This window comes from Streptomyces vinaceus (assembly GCF_008704935.1).
GTDB lineage: Bacteria > Actinomycetota > Actinomycetes > Streptomycetales > Streptomycetaceae > Streptomyces > Streptomyces vinaceus.
The window spans coordinates 33184-48259 of sequence record NZ_CP023692.1; the positions used below are offsets into that span (position 1 = coordinate 33184).

The window sequence follows — 15076 nt, forward strand, 5'->3', positions numbered from 1 at the left end:
AATTCTGGTCATTTAGGCCGCCAGTGGGAGGTGCGGTTCACTGCCACCATTCCGGCCGCAAGGGGGTCGGTGCCTGTTCGGTTCTGTCGCCGCCGTGGCCCTGCATCCCCCTGCGCGACGTCCACGGTGGGGGCCACGGCCTCGGCGGCGCCCCGCACCCCGGCGGATACCCCTCAACGAGGCCAGGGCTGTCGGTAACCGACGGCGTGGCCGATGTGAGTGGGGGCGTTGCCGCTCCACCCCGGCACGCAGCGGGGTCCTGTCTACACGACACCATCGACGCCTTCAGGAAGCTGCTGCGCGCGTACGGGCTCGGCAGTATGCCCGCCTCACACGACCGGTACATGCTGGCCAGCCAGCCCGAACGCCTGATCCGGTGGGAGGAGTCGCTGAAGGACGGCCGCGCGCCCGCCTCTCCGTCGCTGAAGTCCCTCCGTCCGTCCTAGTGGTGCGTGGAGCGGGGCGGCTTCGGGTGGGCGCTCGCGGGCGTACGAAAACTCGTGCACCTGCGGCCTCAGCGTCGCTGCTTCCGCTACGACGTGAGCGCTTGGTCGGCTGCCCGGTGAGGCCGCCCGGGCGGCAGGACCTTGCGGACACCCCTACGGCCCGCTCGTCGGCTGCGGGTGGCTGCGGGCGACTGCGGTGGGTTCTCCCCTCGACAGGAAAGGCGACGGACGCGATGATCGGCCTGGTTCGGGGGGACGTAAAGGCGTGACGTGAAGGTCTGGTGTCGGTCGTCGTGTCGGGCGGTCGGCACCGTGCCGCGACATCAGGGGAGATGCCGGTGTTTCGAGCGGTGACGGATGCGGGGACGGGTGGGTGCGCGTCGGCGGGGCCGCTGATCGGACGGGACAGCGAACTTGACCAGCTCGCGCGGCTGTTGACTGAAGAGCGTCGGACGAGCAAGGTCGCGGTGATCGAGGGGACGGCCGGCATCGGCAAGACCCGGTTACTGGGGGCGCTGGCCGAGCGGTCCGCGGCGGCGGGGCGCGAGGTGCTGCGGGGAGTGGCCACCCCGGCGGACACCGAGGTGCCGTACGGGCTGCTGATGCACGCCCTCTACCACACCCCGGCGCTGGACCTGCTGGAGGAGTTCGCCGACCGGCCGGCCCCGGAAGCCTCCCAGCTCCACCGCAGGCACCGCCGGCTGCGGGACACCCTGTTGGAGAACGCCGACCGCGCGCCGGTGCTCCTGGTCCTGGACGACCTCCAGTGGGCCGACGAGGAGTCCCTGCGCCTGCTCGAACACGTCCTGCGCGGGCCGGCCGACCAGCGCCTCGGCCTCGTGCTGGCGCACCGCTCGGGGGGCTGCCCGCCGTGGCTGGCGCGGGCCCTCGGGAACACCGCCGCGCTGCGGATCGCGCTCGGCCCGCTGGCCCCGGCCGACGCCGCCCTGCTGGTGCCGGGTGCCCCGCCCGCCCGGGAGCACCGGCTCGTCGCGGCGGGCCGCGGCAACCCCCGCCAGTTGCGCGCCCTCCACTCCCTGACGGCCGCTCTGCCGGCCGACCGGGCCGACGAGCTGGCGGACGAGCTGGCCTCGGGGGACCCCCGTCCGGCGGGCCTCCTCGACGGCTGGTACCCGGACCCCGGCCTGCTCGGCGAGTTCGACAGCCTGCCGGCCGGCACCCGGGCGGTGCTGCAGGCCGCCGCCGTCGCCGGTGCGGAGTTCGACACGGCGCTCGTCGCGGAGGTGGCCGTGCTGCCGCAGCGCCAGGTCGGCATCGCCCTCGACGAGCTGGCCGAGCACGGCTGCGTGGTCGGCAGTGCCGGGTGGTACCGGTTCGGCAGGCCGCTGCTGGGGTCCGTCGGCTACCGTCTGGCCGGCCCCACTTGGCGCGTCGAGGCACACCGCCGGGCCGCCGCCCATCTCGACCGGCGCGGCGCCTCGCCCGGCGCCTGGGCCGCGCACGTCGAGCACCTGGCCCATACGGCGTCCGGGGACGAGCTGGCCCGGCTCGTCGACATCGCCTGGGCGGAGCTGCACCAGGCGCCCGAGACCAGCATCCGTCGGCTGCGCACCGTACTGCGGGTGCTCGCCGACCGGGGCGAAAGTGTCCAGCTGCGGCGGGCCGCGCTGCTGTTGGGGCGGGCTCTCACGGTCACCGGCCGACTCGACGAAGCCGCCGAGGTACTGCGCCCACTGCTCTCCGCCTCAGGTGGGGGCTCGACGGCCGCGGCGGACCTCATCGCGTTGGGCGAGCGGCTGCGCGGCCGGGGCGAACGCGCCTACCGACTGCTGCGCGAGGCCGGCCTCTCCGACGACGCTCCGGCCGACCCGGGTGGGGACCCCGGCCCGTGGCCGCGTACGGCAGGCCCGGCGGCCCGCGCGCAAGAGGCTTCGGCCGGCCGGCCGGACGTCTCGGTGGAGACCGGGATCAGCCTGGCCAGACGCGAGATGATGAACGGTCAGTGGGCGCGATGTCTGGGCCGGCTCGACACCCTCGACATCCCGTCGGACCGCCCGGAGCTCGCGGCGGCCGCCGACGCCCTCAGAAGCCTCAGCCTGATCGTCCAGGGGGACGTGCCGGGTGCCGTCGACGCGCTCGACTCGGCCGAACGCAGTGCCGACTCCCTCACCGGGAGCGAGCGGCTGCGGCTCCTCGGCGGTCTGCCCGACCTGTGCTGGGCGGAGATCCTGCTGGAGCGGCCGAACCAGTGCGCCCGCCGCGTCGAGGAGGCCCTCGCGCTGGCGGAGACCCACCACCACCGCTACATGCTCCCGGAACTCCACGTCGTCCGCGCCTCGTTACTCACCGCGTCGGGACCGATGGAGGACGCCCTGGCGGCGGCGGAGACCGCACTGGAGCTGGGCCGGTCGCTCGGCACGACGGAGATGCTCGCGCCGGCCGCGGGCCTGCGACTGCGGGCGATCCTGTACGGAGCCGGCCCCGAGGCCGCCGGGCCGGCGCTGGCGCTCCTGGAAGGCTGCCCGGAGCCGGAGACGTGGATGTGGGCGGGGTTCATCCGGCACGTACGGGCCGAGGCCGGGCTGGCCCTGGGGCGTCCGCTGCCGCCGGCGGAGGCGGTCCGGCTGCTCGTCTCCCCGGACGGGAAGCGGTCCGATCCGATGTGCGTGCACGGCCACGATCTCGCGGCCGAGTTCTGGGCCCGGACGGGGGACGCCGAGGCGGTCGCCCGCCACGCCGAGCAGGCGAACCGCGTCCCGGTGCCCGGGCTCGCGGTCTGCGGCGCCATCGCGCAGCTCGCCGCCGCCCGGCTGGCGGCCGTCCGCGCCGAGCACGAGCGGGCCGCGGAGCTCGCGAACCGGGCGGGCGATCAGCTGGCCGCGGCGGGATGGCCCGTCAAGGCGGGGCTGGCGCACCTGGTCGCGGCACGCGCGGCCAGGAGCCTGGGGCGCGACGAGGCGTTCGCCCAAGCGGTCCGCGCCGCGCAGAAGCAGTTCGAGCGGGCCGGCGCACACGCGTTGCGCAGCAAGGCGGCGGAGCTGCACGACTCGCCCCCGCTCGCACCGTCCCCCTCGTGCTCCCCTCCCGCCCCGCCCTCCCCGTACCCGGACTCCGTCCTGTCCGCCCGGGAGCGAGAGATCGCGGACCTGGTCCTCGAAGGGCTCACCAACCAGAAGATCGCCGCCCGGCTGTTCGTCAGCGTCCGTACCGTGGAGACGCATCTGACACGCGTCTACGGCAAGTTGGGCATCGCCCGGCGCGGGGCGCTCGCCCGGGCGCTGGACTCCGTCTGACCCGCCACGGCCCTGGTACCGCCGCACAGGGAGCGGCAGTCCCAGGTCTGCCGTACAGGTGCGGCACGCACCCTCATCGGCCCCGGAGCCTTCCGCAACACTGCGGGATCGCCCCGGGGCCGACCGAATTCGCGGACCCCTCGCACGGACGTTGCCGAAGGACCCCGTACGTACGTGTCGTGGTTTCCCGCAGTCCCCCGCGGCCCGCCCAATACGGGTCCGCCCTGCGGGAATCCACGATCTGCGGCGCGCACCCGTCGCACTAGTTTCCTTCCAGTGCCCGGCGCTCGCCGGGGAACGCGGCCCCCACCCACCGACTGCCGGGGCGAGGCATGCCTCGCCGGCCGGCGAACGCGGTGGCGCGGCCGGCGGAGCACACGGACGGGAGGCAGCTGGTGCAGCAGGTCGCAGGGTCGGGCGAGAAGCGCGCGACGGCCGGCGCGGCGGACGGATTCCGTCTGCAGGGCCTGGCACGGTCGGTCCTCGCCGAGCACGGTGCACACGACTGGACGGTCACCGAGGACGAGGCCTGGTGCCGGGTGATGCCGCCCGAGCGGAACGAGCGGATCCAGGGCTGGAAGCTGCACCTGTCCGCGACCCGGCTGTCGGCGCCCGAGGTGGTGCACCGCGCGGCGACCGTCCTGGTCGCGGCCGGCTGCGGCTTCAAGTTCGCCAAGAGCATCGCCGTGGTCGAGGAGATGACCTCGGACCGCTACGACCGCGCCCAGTGCGGCAAGATCGTCACCTGCTATCCGGCGGACGACGAGCAGGCGCGCCGGCTCGCCGCCGCACTGGACGAGGCCACCGCGGGACTGCCCGGCCCGGCGATCCTCTCCGACCGCCGGCTGCGCCCGGGCAGCCTGGTGCACTACCGCTACGGTGTGTACGACGGGGTGCCGGTGCTGACCAACGACGGCAGCCACCAGCTGCGGGTCCAGGCGCCGGACGGCACCACCATGGAGGACCTGCGCAAGCCGTGGTTCTGCCCGCCGGTCTGGGCCGTATCGCCCTTCCCCGCGGAGCCCTCCGCGGAGCCGTCCGCGGCCCCGTCGACTCCCAGGACGCCGGGGCCGGTCCTGCTCGCCGGCCGGTTCGAGATCCGCGAGGCGATCCGGCACTCGGCCCGCGGCGGCATCTACCGGGCGCTCGACCACCGCACCGGCGCGGAAGTGGTGGTCAAGCAGGCCCGGGCACACGTCGGCACCCGGGTGACCGGCGAGGACGCCCGCGACGCGCTGCGCCAGGAGTCCGCCGCGCTGGCGGAGCTCGGCGGGATCGCCGCCGGGCACGTGGAGCTGTTCGACGTGGACGGTCACACCTTCCTCGTCCAGGAGTCCCTGCCCGGGAGCACCCTCACCCGATGGGTGCAGGACGAGCTGGACCGCGGCGACCGCACGGCGGGCCTGGAGCCGGCGCGCGTGGTGGAGACGGCCCGCCGGCTCGCCGCGCTGCTGGCCCGTGTCCAGGAGCGGGGAATGGTCTACCGGGACTTCACTCCGAACAACATCATCGTGGGGCCCGACGGCGGCCTGCGGCTGATCGACCCGGAGCTGGCGGTCCGGCCCGGCCAGTGGGCCACCCGCGGCTTCACCGACGGGTTCGCCGCGCCCGAGGTGGTCCGCGGGCCGCGGTTCGGCCCGGTGCCCGGCCTGGAGTCGGACCTCTACTCCCTCGGCGGGGTCCTCTTCTACCTCACCGTGGGCACCGCGCCCTCGTTCCCCAGGAGCCGGCCCGAGCCTTCCTCCCCCCGGCCGCAGCTCGCCGGGCTGCTCACGATGAGCGGGGTCCGCAACCGGGCCGCCCGCCTGATGGCACCGGCCGTGCTCGGCCTCACCCATGAGGAGCCGGGGAAGCGTTGGACCCTCGCCCGGCTGGGCGCGTTCCTGGACGGCCTCGACGTCGACGCCCCTACGGCACTCGTGGCCGAGGCCGGCTCCGGCGACGACCGGCTCCCCCGGACGGCCGGTTCACACGGTGGGGCCGGCGACCCGCGCCTGCCCGCCGACCGGCTCGGCCCCGAGCTCCAGCAGCGCCTGGCCGACGACGGTCTGGCCCATCTGCTGGCCACCCTCCCCGAGCCGGGCGACGACAGGCCGCGCCTGTGGCCCAGTACCGGATTCGGCAGCAGCTCCGACCCCTGCAACGTGCAGCACGGCGCCGCCGGCGTTCTCTTCCTGCTGACCCTCGCGGACACCCATGCCGGCTCCGCCGCAGACCGCGACGCGCTGCGCGCCGCCCTGTCGCAGGTGGCAGGCTGGCTCGACCGACGCCGCACCGACGTGCCGAAACCTCTGCCCGGGCTCTACTTCGGGCGCGCCGGCACCGCCTGGGCGCTGCACGACGCCGCCCGGCGCCTCGACGACCCGGAACTGGCCGACCACGCGGCCAAGCTGGCCCTCGCCCTCCCCGTCCGCTGGCCCAACCCTGACGTATGCCACGGCGCCGCGGGCAGCGCGCTCACCCAGCTCCACCTGTGGCACGCCACCGGGCGCGAGGAGTTCCGCGAGCGGGCGGCCGAGGCCGCCGACGGCCTGCTGGCCGCCGCCGAGTACGAAGGCGACCGGGTGTACTGGCCGGTCCCCAAGGACTTCGACTCGGCCCTCGCGGGCATCCGGCACCTCGGCTTCGCCCACGGCGTCGCGGGTGTCGGGTACGCCCTGCTGGCCGCCGCCCGGGCCACCGGCGAGCGGAAGTACCTGGACGCCGCCGTCGACGCCGGCAACACCCTCGTCGCCGAGGCGGAACGGGGCCCGTGGGGGGCCCGCTGGCGCACCGACCGCGACGACTCTCCCGGCAGCGGGATGTTGTACCACTGGTGCAGCGGGGCGTCCGGTGTGGGTACGTTCCTCGTCCGGCTCTGGCAGGACACCCGGGACCCGGCCCACCTGCGCGCCGCCGAGGAGGCCGCGGTCGCGGTCCGCGGCGCGCGGTGGACCTCGCCCACCGCGGCCTGCCACGGCCTGGCGGGCAACGGCGAGTTCCTGCTCGACCTCGCCGACGCCGTCGGCGGCCCGTACCGGGGCTGGGCTCAGGAGCTGGCGGCCACGCTGTACGCCCGCCGCGCCGTCCGGGACGGCCGCCTGCTCATCGCGGACGAGAGCGGGCTGGAGGTCACCGCCGACTGGAACGTCGGTCTGAGCGGCGCCGTCGGCTTCCTGCTCCGGCTGCGGCACGGCGGCCCGCGGCCGTGGATGGCCGACGGACCGGCGCTCCCCCAGGGCGGGCCGGCCGGCTGTACGCAGGTGCGGCGGTGAGCGCCCGTACCGCGGTCCAGCCGCAGGAGGTCCGCCAGGGCGCACCGGCCGATGCCGAGGTCACGGTCCGTACCGGCTTCCGGTTCTCCGCCGACGGCCTGCGGGCGGCGTGCACGGCGACCGGTACCGACGGGCGCCATTTCGCCGAGGGTTGGAGCCTGCACCCGTCCGGTCCCCGTCTGGACCTGCGGACCGACCTGGGCGGCGACCCGCCTGGACCCAGCTCCTCCCCCTCGACGGCACGAGCGTGCTGGCCTCCTGGTACGGGCGGGGCGGCGCGCAGTCGCTGGCCCGGCTGACCCCCGACGGGCACCGGGACACCGTCGCCGTGCCGGGCGGGCGGCCGCTGCGGCTGCTCCCGGCGCCCGAGGGTGCCGGCCTCCTGGCCCTCGGGGTGAGCGGGGGCGCGGCGTGCGACACCCTCGTCCTCGCGGTGAGCGGGGACGGGCCCCGGTTCGAGATGACGGCCCGCGTGCCCGGCACGCTGCTGGGCGGGATCGTGCTCGGCCACCGCGTCCTGTTCACCCGACTGCTCGACGACGTCCCGCGGCCTGTCGTGCTCGACCTGCGCGACGGCGGGCTCCGGGACCTGACGGCGCGGAGCGGTCCGGCCCACGTACTGGCCGCGGCCGCCGGAAGGGTCCTGCTCGCCCGGCTCACCCCCGAGGGCAGCCGGCTCGCGCTGGCGGACCTGGACGGCGACGCGCCCCTGCGCGCGGTCCGCGGCGACACCGGTCTCCCGGGCGCCGTCCACCCGCTCGCCCTGGACCCGGACGGCGACCGGCTGGCCCTGCTCACCACGTCGGGGCCAGGTCGTTCCTCACCGTGCTCGACCCCGTCTCGGGCACCGCCCGTCGGATCGGCATGCCGCCGGGGGACCTGCTGCCCTGCGCGGCGTGGACCGGGCACGGGCTGTGGCTGCCGCACTCCGACCCGGGCCGGCCGCGCACCCTCGGCTGGTTGCCGCCCGCCGGCGGCGCGCTCGAACTTCCCGAACCGGTCCGGCCCGGCCACCAGCCGGCCCGTGTGGAGACCTTTCCCGGCCCGGACGGCCCCGTCGAGGCCGTGCTGTACGGGCCCGACTGGCGCACCGCCCGGCAGGTCGTGCTGGCCCTGCACGGCGGCCCCAACAGCCGGTGGACCCTGGGCTTCGATCCGTTCCTGCAAGCGCTGGCGGCGGCAGGCCTGGCGGTGGTCGCGCCGAACCAGCGCGGTAGCACCGGCTACGGCGCCGCCCACACGCTGGCCATCAGCGGCACGTGGGGCGGTCCCGACCTGGCCGATGTCACCGCCGTCGGACGCTTCCTGACCCGCGAGCGCGGTACGGGCCGCGCACGGCCGGCCCTGTACGGGGTCAGCTACGGCGCCTTCCTGGCCCTGCTGGCAGCGGCGGCCGAACCCGACGGCTGGTCGGCCTGTGCGGCCGTGGCGCCGTTCCTGTCGGGCCCGCGACTGCACGCCGACGGCTCGGCGCAGGTCCGCTCCATGGTCGAGCGACTCGACGGTCTGACCCCCGTACGGGACGGGCTCGGTCCGCGGGACGTGGAGCGGCTGGCCCCCGCACTGGCGGCGCCGCTGCTGCTCGTCCACGGCGCCCTGGACGACTCGGTGCCGGTCGGCCACTCACGGGCGCTGGCGCAACGGCTGACGTCCCTCGGCCGTCGCCCCGGCACCGACTTCCACTACCTGGAGCTTCCCGACCGCGGCCATGCCGCGCTCGGGACCGGAACCGCCGATCCGGTCGTCGCATCGGTCGTGCGGTTCCTCACCGGGCAGGGCCACCCCGCCCCGCCCGGGCCCGTATCGGCGCCACCTGACACGAAGGGAGGTGATCACTGATGGAGCTCGACCTCGACGCCCTGCAGCAGCTGCCCACCGAGGAGCAGCAGGCCGGTATCTGCAGCTACACCTGCAAGGTGACCTGCCCGTACACCCAGCCCGACGGATCGTGACCGCGGTCCGGTGAGCCGGCCCTGCCTCGCGGCACCGCCGCGCCCCACTGAGCGCCGAAAGGAGGTGATCACCCATGGAACTCGACCTGGACGCCCTGCAGCAACTCCCCGCCGAGGAGGAGCAGACCACCATCTGCCGCCTCTCCTGCAAGGTCAGCTGCCAGTACACCTGCGCCGCCACCGGCGGGTAGTCCCGCCCCACCCCGGCGGCCGGCACATCTGCCGACCGCACCCACCCACAGGGAGGAACACCGTCATGGAACTCGACCTCGACGCCCTGCAGCAGCTGCCCGCCGAGGAGGAGCAGACCACCATCTGCCGACTCTCCTGCAAGGTCAGCTGCCAGTACACCTGCGCCGCCACCGGCGCGTAGTCCCGCACGAACCCGCGGTCGGCGACCTGCCGACCGCAACCAACTCCGGAGAGGAACATCGTCATGGAACTCGACCTCAACGCCCTGCAGCAGCTGCCCGCCGAAGAGGAGCAGGCAGGCGTCTGCGGCTACTCCTGCCAGGTCTCCTGCCCGAACACCTGCGCCGTCACCGGCCGGTAGCAGCCGGAGGGGAGCTCCGGCCGGAGCCGGTTGCCGGATCGGCGGCCACGACCGCCCCGGCCACCGAGTGCGGCACGCCGACCGGCCGGGCCTCCCCCACCGCGATCCTGCCACCGGGCTGCCCCGCACGCCGGGGCAGCCCGGTGGGCGTCAACACTTCGAAAGGACGACCACCATGGAGATCGACCCCGACGCCCTCCAGCTCCTGCCCACGCCGGAAACGTCGGCCCACGAGCGCTGCGCCCAGACCTGCCGCATCTCGTGCCCGGCCACGGCCGACTCCGGTGCCTGAGGTCGGCGACGGCGCCGCCGAACCGGCCGCCGGCCCCGGGGAGCGCACGTCCGCGGTCCGGCGGCCGGTCCGTACCGCACTGGCTCCCGTACGCCTGCGACTGGCCGTCCTGGGCATCCTCCTGACCGTGCGGATCTCGGTCGGCGTCGCCCTGCCGGCCCTCCTCGCCACCGCGGTCGGCGCCGTGCTCGACGGCACCGACGTCCGCGGCCCGGCCGCCCTCCTGGCGGCCGTGCTGGTGGTCGGCGCGCTCTGCGAGGCGGCCGCGGGGCCGCTGGCCACGTCCGCGAACGCCACCACAACCCACCGGCTGCGCATGCTGACGGTCCGCCACCTGCTGGCGCTGGGGCCCCGGTCCCCGCACGCCGTCGGCGACGCGGTCACCCAGGTCGTGCGGTCGGCGCCGATGGCCGCGAGCCTGCCCGCCTGGGCTGCCGAGAGCGCGATCTCGCTCCTGGGATCGGTGGCGGCCCTGGCCGCACTCTGGTGGACGAACTGGCAGGCCGGGCTGACCTTCACCTTGGCCATGCCGTTCACGGTGCTGATCGCCCGGCGCTTCATGAAGGAGGCGGGCCTGGCCCAGGAGAACTACCTCGGGGCCCAGTCCCTGATCGCCGACGGGCTGGTGGCCGCGCTCGCCGGCGTCCGCACCATCCGGGCCGCGGGCACCCTCGCCGCCGAGACCGACCGCGTCCTCGGGCCGCTGCCCGAACTCTCCGCCGCCGGACGGGCGATGTGGCACACCGAGCGGGACGTCGTGTGGCGTCTGGGGCTCCTGCTGCCCCTGACCGACGTGTTAGTCCTCGCGGTGGCGGGCCTCGCGGTGGCGGACGGCAGGCTCGGCCCGGCGGGCCTGCTGGCCGTCTCCGGATACCTGGCCCTGGCTTCGGGCATGGTCGACCAGATCGACGGCCTGCTCGGTATCGCCCAGGCCCGGGCCGGTGCCCGCCGGCTGGGCGAGGTGTTCGGGCACGAGCCGCCTGCCGGGGGCACGGGGGACACGGTGCCCGCGGACGGCTCGGTGCTCCTGCGGGGCGTCACCGTCCACCACGCCGGTGGGCCCGTGCTGGACCGGCTGGACCTGGAGCTGCCCGCCGGCGCCGCCGTCGCCCTGGTCGGCCGTACCGGCGCGGGCAAGAGCGTGCTGGCCGGCCTGCCCGGCCGGCTCACCGACCCCGACGAGGGCGAGGTCTCCATCGGGGGCGTCCCGGTGCGCGATCTGCCTCTGGACCGGCTCCGCACCCTGGTCGTACACGCCTTCGAACGGCCCGAGCTCTACGGGCGGACGGTCCACGAGGCGATCTCCATGGGCCGCCCCGGGGTCGACCGGGAGGAGGTGGTCCGGGCCGCCGTCGCCGCGCGGGCCGACCGGTTCGTCCGACGGCTTCCGGCCGGCTACGACACCCTGCTGGACGAGGCCCCGATGTCCGGCGGCGAACGCCAGCGACTGGGCCTCGCGAGGGCGTTGCTGCGTCCGGCGCTGGTGCACGTCCTGGACGACGCGACCTCGGGCCTGGACAGCGTGACCGAAGCCGAAGTCAGCCGCTCCGTCACCGAGCTGCTGGCCGGCCGTACCAGGCTCGTGGTGGCCCACCGCGCCGCCACCGCCGCCCGCTGCGACCGCGTCGCATGGCTGGACGGCGGCCGGATCCGCGCCTACGGCCCGCACCACGTGCTCTGGACGGATCCCGAGTACCGGGCGGTGTTCGGGCCGGCCGGTGCGACCGGGTCCCCCGCCGGCCCGGATCCCACGAAGAAGAAGGATGAGGAGGAGCGGTGCCGCGTCGAACACCGATGAGGGTCGGACTCGGACTCAGCGCCCCCGCAGCACGGCTGCTCGCCGACGGGCTGCGCGGCAGCGGGGCGCCGCTGCGCCGGATCGCCGGATGGTCCGTCCTGGAGGCAGCCCCCGCCCTGGCCTCCGGCTGGGTGACCGCGGCCGCCCTCGACGACGGGTTCCTGGCCGGCCGGCCGGGCGTCGGCCTGGCCTGGACAGCCCTGCTGGCCGGGCTGTTCTTCGCCCGGGCCGCAGCCGAGCGCGCCCTGTTCACCCCCTTGGCCGATGTGGTCGAGAACCTGCGGGACACCTTGGTACGCCGCGTGGTGCGCGGTGTGCTGGAGCGGGCCACCGCCAGCGGTCGCGGCGGCGGATCCGCGGCCGTCGCCCAGCTGAACGGCCAGGTGGACACCGTCCGCAACCTCACCGGAACGCTGCTGCGCACCGCCCGGCCGCTGGGCGTGTCACTGCTCGCCGCCGTGATCGGCCTGGCCACGCTCGACCCGCTGCTCGCCGCTCTCGTACTGGCGCCGCTGGTACCGGCGTTGACCGTGTTCCTCTGGTCGATGCGCCGGCTGACGGCGCGCCGCCGGCTGCTCGTCCTCGCCGAGGAGAAAGTCGCGGGCCACGCCGGGGCGGCGCTCGGCGCGTCCCGCGACATCACGGCGCTGGCGGCCGAGCCGCACGCCGCCTCGATCGTGGAGCAGGAGGTGGCCGGGGCCGCCAAGGCGCAGCTCGCCGTCGGACTGGCGGCCGCGCTGCGGGTCCCCGTGGTCCTGCTCGGTGGCCAACTGCCGCTGCTGCTGCTCCTGCTGGCCGGTCCCGGCCTGGTGGAGGACGGGTCGGTCAGCGCGGGGGCGGTGGTCGGCGCGGCCACCTATGTGGCGGCCCACCTCCTGCCGGCGCTGCAGATGCTGGCCGGCGCCGTGTCCGGGTACTGGAGTCAGCTGGGTGTGGTGCTCCACCGACTGGCGGAGGCGGCGACGGTGGCGGGGTCTCCCGCTCGGCAGGCCGCGGCGGACCAGTCTCCGGGGTCCTCCCGGACCTGCCGACCGTCGCAGGCGGTGCCGACGCCCCGGTGGCGCGGGGCGGCCCCGGACCTCTCGGTGCGGGAGCTCGACTTCGCTTACGGCCCGCGCGCCGAGCCGGTGCTGCGCCGGCTCAGCCTGGAGGTCCCGTTCGGCGACCACCTCGCCGTCGTCGGCCCGAGCGGCATCGGCAAGTCCACGCTCGCGGCGCTGCTCGCCGGGATCATCTCCCCGACCGCCGGTACGGTGAGCCTCGACGGCCACCGGGTGACGGACCTCGGCGAGGCGCTGCGCTGTCGGCTGTTCGCCCTCGTCCCGCAGGAGGCGTACGTCTTCCCGGGCACGGTCGCCGCCAACCTGGCCTATCTGGCTCCCGATGCCGGACCGGACCGGCTGGAGCGCTCCGCTGCGGCGATCGGGCTCACCGGGGTGCTCGACCGGCTCGGCGGGCTCGACGCCCGACTGCGCTCGCCCGCCACCGAGCTCTCCAGCGGTGAAAGGCAGCTGTTCGCGCTGGCCCGGGTCCACGCGTGCGCCGCCCCGGTGGTGGTCCTCGATGAGGCGACCTGCCACCTCGACCCGGTCGCCGAGGCACGCGCGGAGGCCGCCTTCGCCGAGCGCCCGGGCACCCTCATCGTCATCGCGCACCGGCTCGTCTCGGCCACCCGGGCCCGCCGGGTCCTGCTCCTCGACGGCGACCGGACGGCGTTGGGCACCCATGCCGGGCTTCTCGTACGCAGCCCTCACTACGCGGAGCTCGTCGGCCACTGGGCGGGCACGGCGGCTGCCGTCCTCGACGGCCGCGAGCGGTCCTCGGTGGTCCCGTCGTCGTACGAGTAGTCATCCGCGGTCAGGTGGCCAAATCTGTCATTCGTCACGGCTGGATTGGCGGCGACGCTTCTTCCATATCGCGCCACCCACCAAGCAAGCCACCAGGAGCACGAACAGCGCGAGAATTGCCGGACCGATGCCCATGTTCGCGAACACATCGTCTCCTTGACTTCACGGAGGCGGCCAGAGGCTGTCCCGCAATCCCCGGCGGGCGCACGGCCCGTCTACGGCACCTCGCCGCGTTGTCAGGGGCACCCGAATACGCCCCGTATGAGATTCCCCTCCGCTTTTCGATGCACCGCATCCGACGTCGCGCGCTGCCCTTCCGCGGATGCGGATTGCGGGGCGGTCTTCGGCCGGTCCGGGACATCGCCGAAGCGCTGCGCGCTCACCCGCGCCGCCCCGCGCACCCTGGCGGAGACCCGCGGTCGCCGGCCTGGCTCCGGCGACCGCGAATCCGTTGCGTCCACTCGTGGGTGTACTCCTGCGTCTACTCGTCCTTGAGGTAGCCGCCGACGAAGCCGCGGTAGTCGCCCCACACGCGCTCGCGCTTGTCCCAGGAGCTGCCCCAGCAGGAAGCGGTCCAGGTGGTCTCGCTCTGGGCGTTGTCGGCCGGCGGGGAGGAGATCCACTCCTTCGAGCAGGCCTCGCGGGCGGTCTGAGGTGGTCGCCAGGGCACATGCAGGCGCGTGCGCAGCACCGGCGGCCGGGGCGTGTTGTGAAAGTGCTGGTCAGCGTCTCGTTGAGGACTCTGACCAGCACGGTCGGATCGGTGGCGGCGCGTGGCTGGTCAGTGCACCAGCAGGTCGATCACGCCCGTCAGGTCCTCCTCACCGCTGCTCTCGGCAAGGCGGCGGCGCATCAGCTCGAAGTAGGGGCTGAGCAGTTCCGGGCTGACACCCTGCTGCTCGGCGGTGCTCAGGAAGGTCGGCGTACCGGCGACCTGCATGGCGAGATTGGAGACGACACCCTTGGTGTAGTCGCCGCTCCGCAGCTGGTCGGCAGTCTGGTGAACCGTCGGGGCCATCGCGGCGAGCCAGTCGGCGAGCAGCCGGGCGAGCGCCGCGGGATCGATGTCCTCGTTGCGGATCAGGGCGAAGGCGTGCGCGGCACCCGCGAACATCCCGTACATGGCGCTGAGCAGGGCCACGTCGTGCAGAGCCGCGAAGCCCGCGTCCTCGCCGACGTAGGTGGTGCCTGCCGGGACGGCCAGGGTCTCCTGGTGCTGCTCGAACAGCTCCTGCGAGCCGCTGTAGAAGACGTAGCCGCCGGCCTCCGGGACGCCGATCATGGGTGGGACGGCCATGATCCCGCCGTCCAGGTAGCGGGCGCCGCGCTCGCGGGCCCACTCGGCGCGGGCGCGGGCCTGGGCCGGGGTGCTGGTGGTCAGGTTGGCCACGTCCCGGCCGGCCAGGTCGGTGCCGGCGAGCGCCTCCTCGACCGAGGCGTCGTCCAACAGACAAACGATGACGAGGCGGTTTGCCGCGACCGCCTCAGCGGCGCTGTCCGCGACCTGCGCCCCCTCGGCGGCGAGTGCAATAGCGCGGGCAGGGGTGCGGTTCCAAACAGTGAGCGGGTGGCCGGCGGAAAGCCAGGTACGGGCCAGCGCGGTGCCCATCGCGCCGAGGCCCAGCAGTGTGACGGGGGTCTTCTCGACCAGGTTGTGTTCCATGCCGACTAGGCTGGTTC

Annotated in this window: 13 protein-coding genes; 11 read left to right on the forward strand and 2 right to left on the reverse strand. The window is 75.0% G+C overall.

Annotated features, from left to right (window positions below):
• The first annotated feature begins 778 nt into the window (after positions 1-778).
• The 11 genes from CP980_RS00190 to CP980_RS00215 all read left to right on the forward strand — a co-directional run bounded on the left by CP980_RS00190 (position 779) and on the right by CP980_RS00215 (position 13396).
• Positions 779-3700, forward strand: coding sequence for a helix-turn-helix transcriptional regulator (locus tag CP980_RS00190; RefSeq protein ID WP_150492200.1), 2922 nt, complete (start codon positions 779-781; stop codon positions 3698-3700).
• A 395-nt stretch (positions 3701-4095) separates the two neighbouring features.
• Positions 4096-6954, forward strand: a complete 2859-nt coding sequence (gene lanL, locus CP980_RS00195) for a class IV lanthionine synthetase LanL (protein WP_150492201.1) — start codon at positions 4096-4098, stop codon at positions 6952-6954.
• Positions 6951-7253, forward strand: coding sequence for a hypothetical protein (locus CP980_RS00200; RefSeq protein ID WP_150492202.1), 303 nt, complete (start codon positions 6951-6953; stop codon positions 7251-7253). The genes lanL and CP980_RS00200 overlap by 4 nt, the downstream gene beginning before the upstream one ends.
• A gap of 526 nt (positions 7254-7779) precedes the next feature.
• Positions 7780-8793, forward strand: a complete 1014-nt coding sequence (locus CP980_RS00205; RefSeq protein WP_150492203.1) for an alpha/beta hydrolase family protein — start codon at positions 7780-7782, stop codon at positions 8791-8793.
• On the forward strand, positions 8793-8906 hold the full coding sequence (locus CP980_RS35430) for an ALQxL family class IV lanthipeptide (protein ID WP_189999297.1): 114 nt from the start codon (positions 8793-8795) through the stop codon (positions 8904-8906). Before CP980_RS00205 ends, CP980_RS35430 begins: the two co-directional genes overlap by 1 nt.
• Before the next feature lie 74 nt (positions 8907-8980).
• Positions 8981-9097, forward strand: coding sequence for an ALQxL family class IV lanthipeptide (locus tag CP980_RS35435; protein ID WP_189999296.1), 117 nt, complete (start codon positions 8981-8983; stop codon positions 9095-9097).
• 65 nt (positions 9098-9162) lie between these two features.
• The gene (locus CP980_RS35440; protein ID WP_189999293.1) at positions 9163-9279 is read left to right on the forward strand and encodes an ALQxL family class IV lanthipeptide; all 117 of its coding nucleotides are present in this window, start codon (positions 9163-9165) and stop codon (positions 9277-9279) included.
• A gap of 63 nt (positions 9280-9342) precedes the next feature.
• On the forward strand, positions 9343-9459 hold the full coding sequence (locus CP980_RS35445) for an ALQxL family class IV lanthipeptide (RefSeq protein ID WP_189999292.1): 117 nt from the start codon (positions 9343-9345) through the stop codon (positions 9457-9459).
• Positions 9460-9634: 175 nt separating this feature from the next.
• Entirely contained in the window at positions 9635-9751 is a 117-nt protein-coding gene (locus CP980_RS35450; protein WP_189999289.1) for an ALQxL family class IV lanthipeptide, read from the forward strand.
• Positions 9744-11549 (forward strand): ABC transporter ATP-binding protein, encoded by a 1806-nt coding sequence (locus tag CP980_RS00210; RefSeq protein WP_150492204.1) that lies wholly within the window; start codon positions 9744-9746, stop codon positions 11547-11549. Before CP980_RS35450 ends, CP980_RS00210 begins: the two co-directional genes overlap by 8 nt.
• Positions 11528-13396 (forward strand): ATP-binding cassette domain-containing protein, encoded by a 1869-nt coding sequence (locus tag CP980_RS00215; RefSeq protein ID WP_150492205.1) that lies wholly within the window; start codon positions 11528-11530, stop codon positions 13394-13396. The genes CP980_RS00210 and CP980_RS00215 overlap by 22 nt, the downstream gene beginning before the upstream one ends.
• A gap of 481 nt (positions 13397-13877) precedes the next feature.
• Here the strand turns inward: CP980_RS00215 and CP980_RS00220 are convergent, their stop codons facing one another.
• Both CP980_RS00220 and CP980_RS00225 read right to left on the reverse strand, forming a co-directional pair.
• Positions 13878-14066, reverse strand: coding sequence for a hypothetical protein (locus tag CP980_RS00220; protein ID WP_167535753.1), 189 nt, complete (start codon positions 14064-14066; stop codon positions 13878-13880).
• A 111-nt stretch (positions 14067-14177) separates the two neighbouring features.
• The gene (locus CP980_RS00225) at positions 14178-15059 is read right to left on the reverse strand and encodes an NAD(P)-dependent oxidoreductase (protein WP_150492207.1); all 882 of its coding nucleotides are present in this window, start codon (positions 15057-15059) and stop codon (positions 14178-14180) included.
• Positions 15060-15076: the final 17 nt, after the last annotated feature.

What these genes read in the sequence shown, in the direction of transcription:
- CP980_RS00225 (WP_150492207.1), bottom strand. Translation starts at nt 15,059, where the DNA reads ATGGAACACAACCTGGTCGAGAAGACCCCCGTCACACTGCTGGGCCTC.
- CP980_RS35430 (WP_189999297.1), top strand. Translation starts at nt 8,793, where the DNA reads ATGGAGCTCGACCTCGACGCCCTGCAGCAGCTGCCCACCGAGGAGCAG.
- CP980_RS35450 (WP_189999289.1), top strand. Translation starts at nt 9,635, where the DNA reads ATGGAGATCGACCCCGACGCCCTCCAGCTCCTGCCCACGCCGGAAACG.
- CP980_RS35435 (WP_189999296.1), top strand. Translation starts at nt 8,981, where the DNA reads ATGGAACTCGACCTGGACGCCCTGCAGCAACTCCCCGCCGAGGAGGAG.
- CP980_RS00190 (WP_150492200.1), top strand. Translation starts at nt 779, where the DNA reads ATGCCGGTGTTTCGAGCGGTGACGGATGCGGGGACGGGTGGGTGCGCG.
- CP980_RS35445 (WP_189999292.1), top strand. Translation starts at nt 9,343, where the DNA reads ATGGAACTCGACCTCAACGCCCTGCAGCAGCTGCCCGCCGAAGAGGAG.
- CP980_RS35440 (WP_189999293.1), top strand. Translation starts at nt 9,163, where the DNA reads ATGGAACTCGACCTCGACGCCCTGCAGCAGCTGCCCGCCGAGGAGGAG.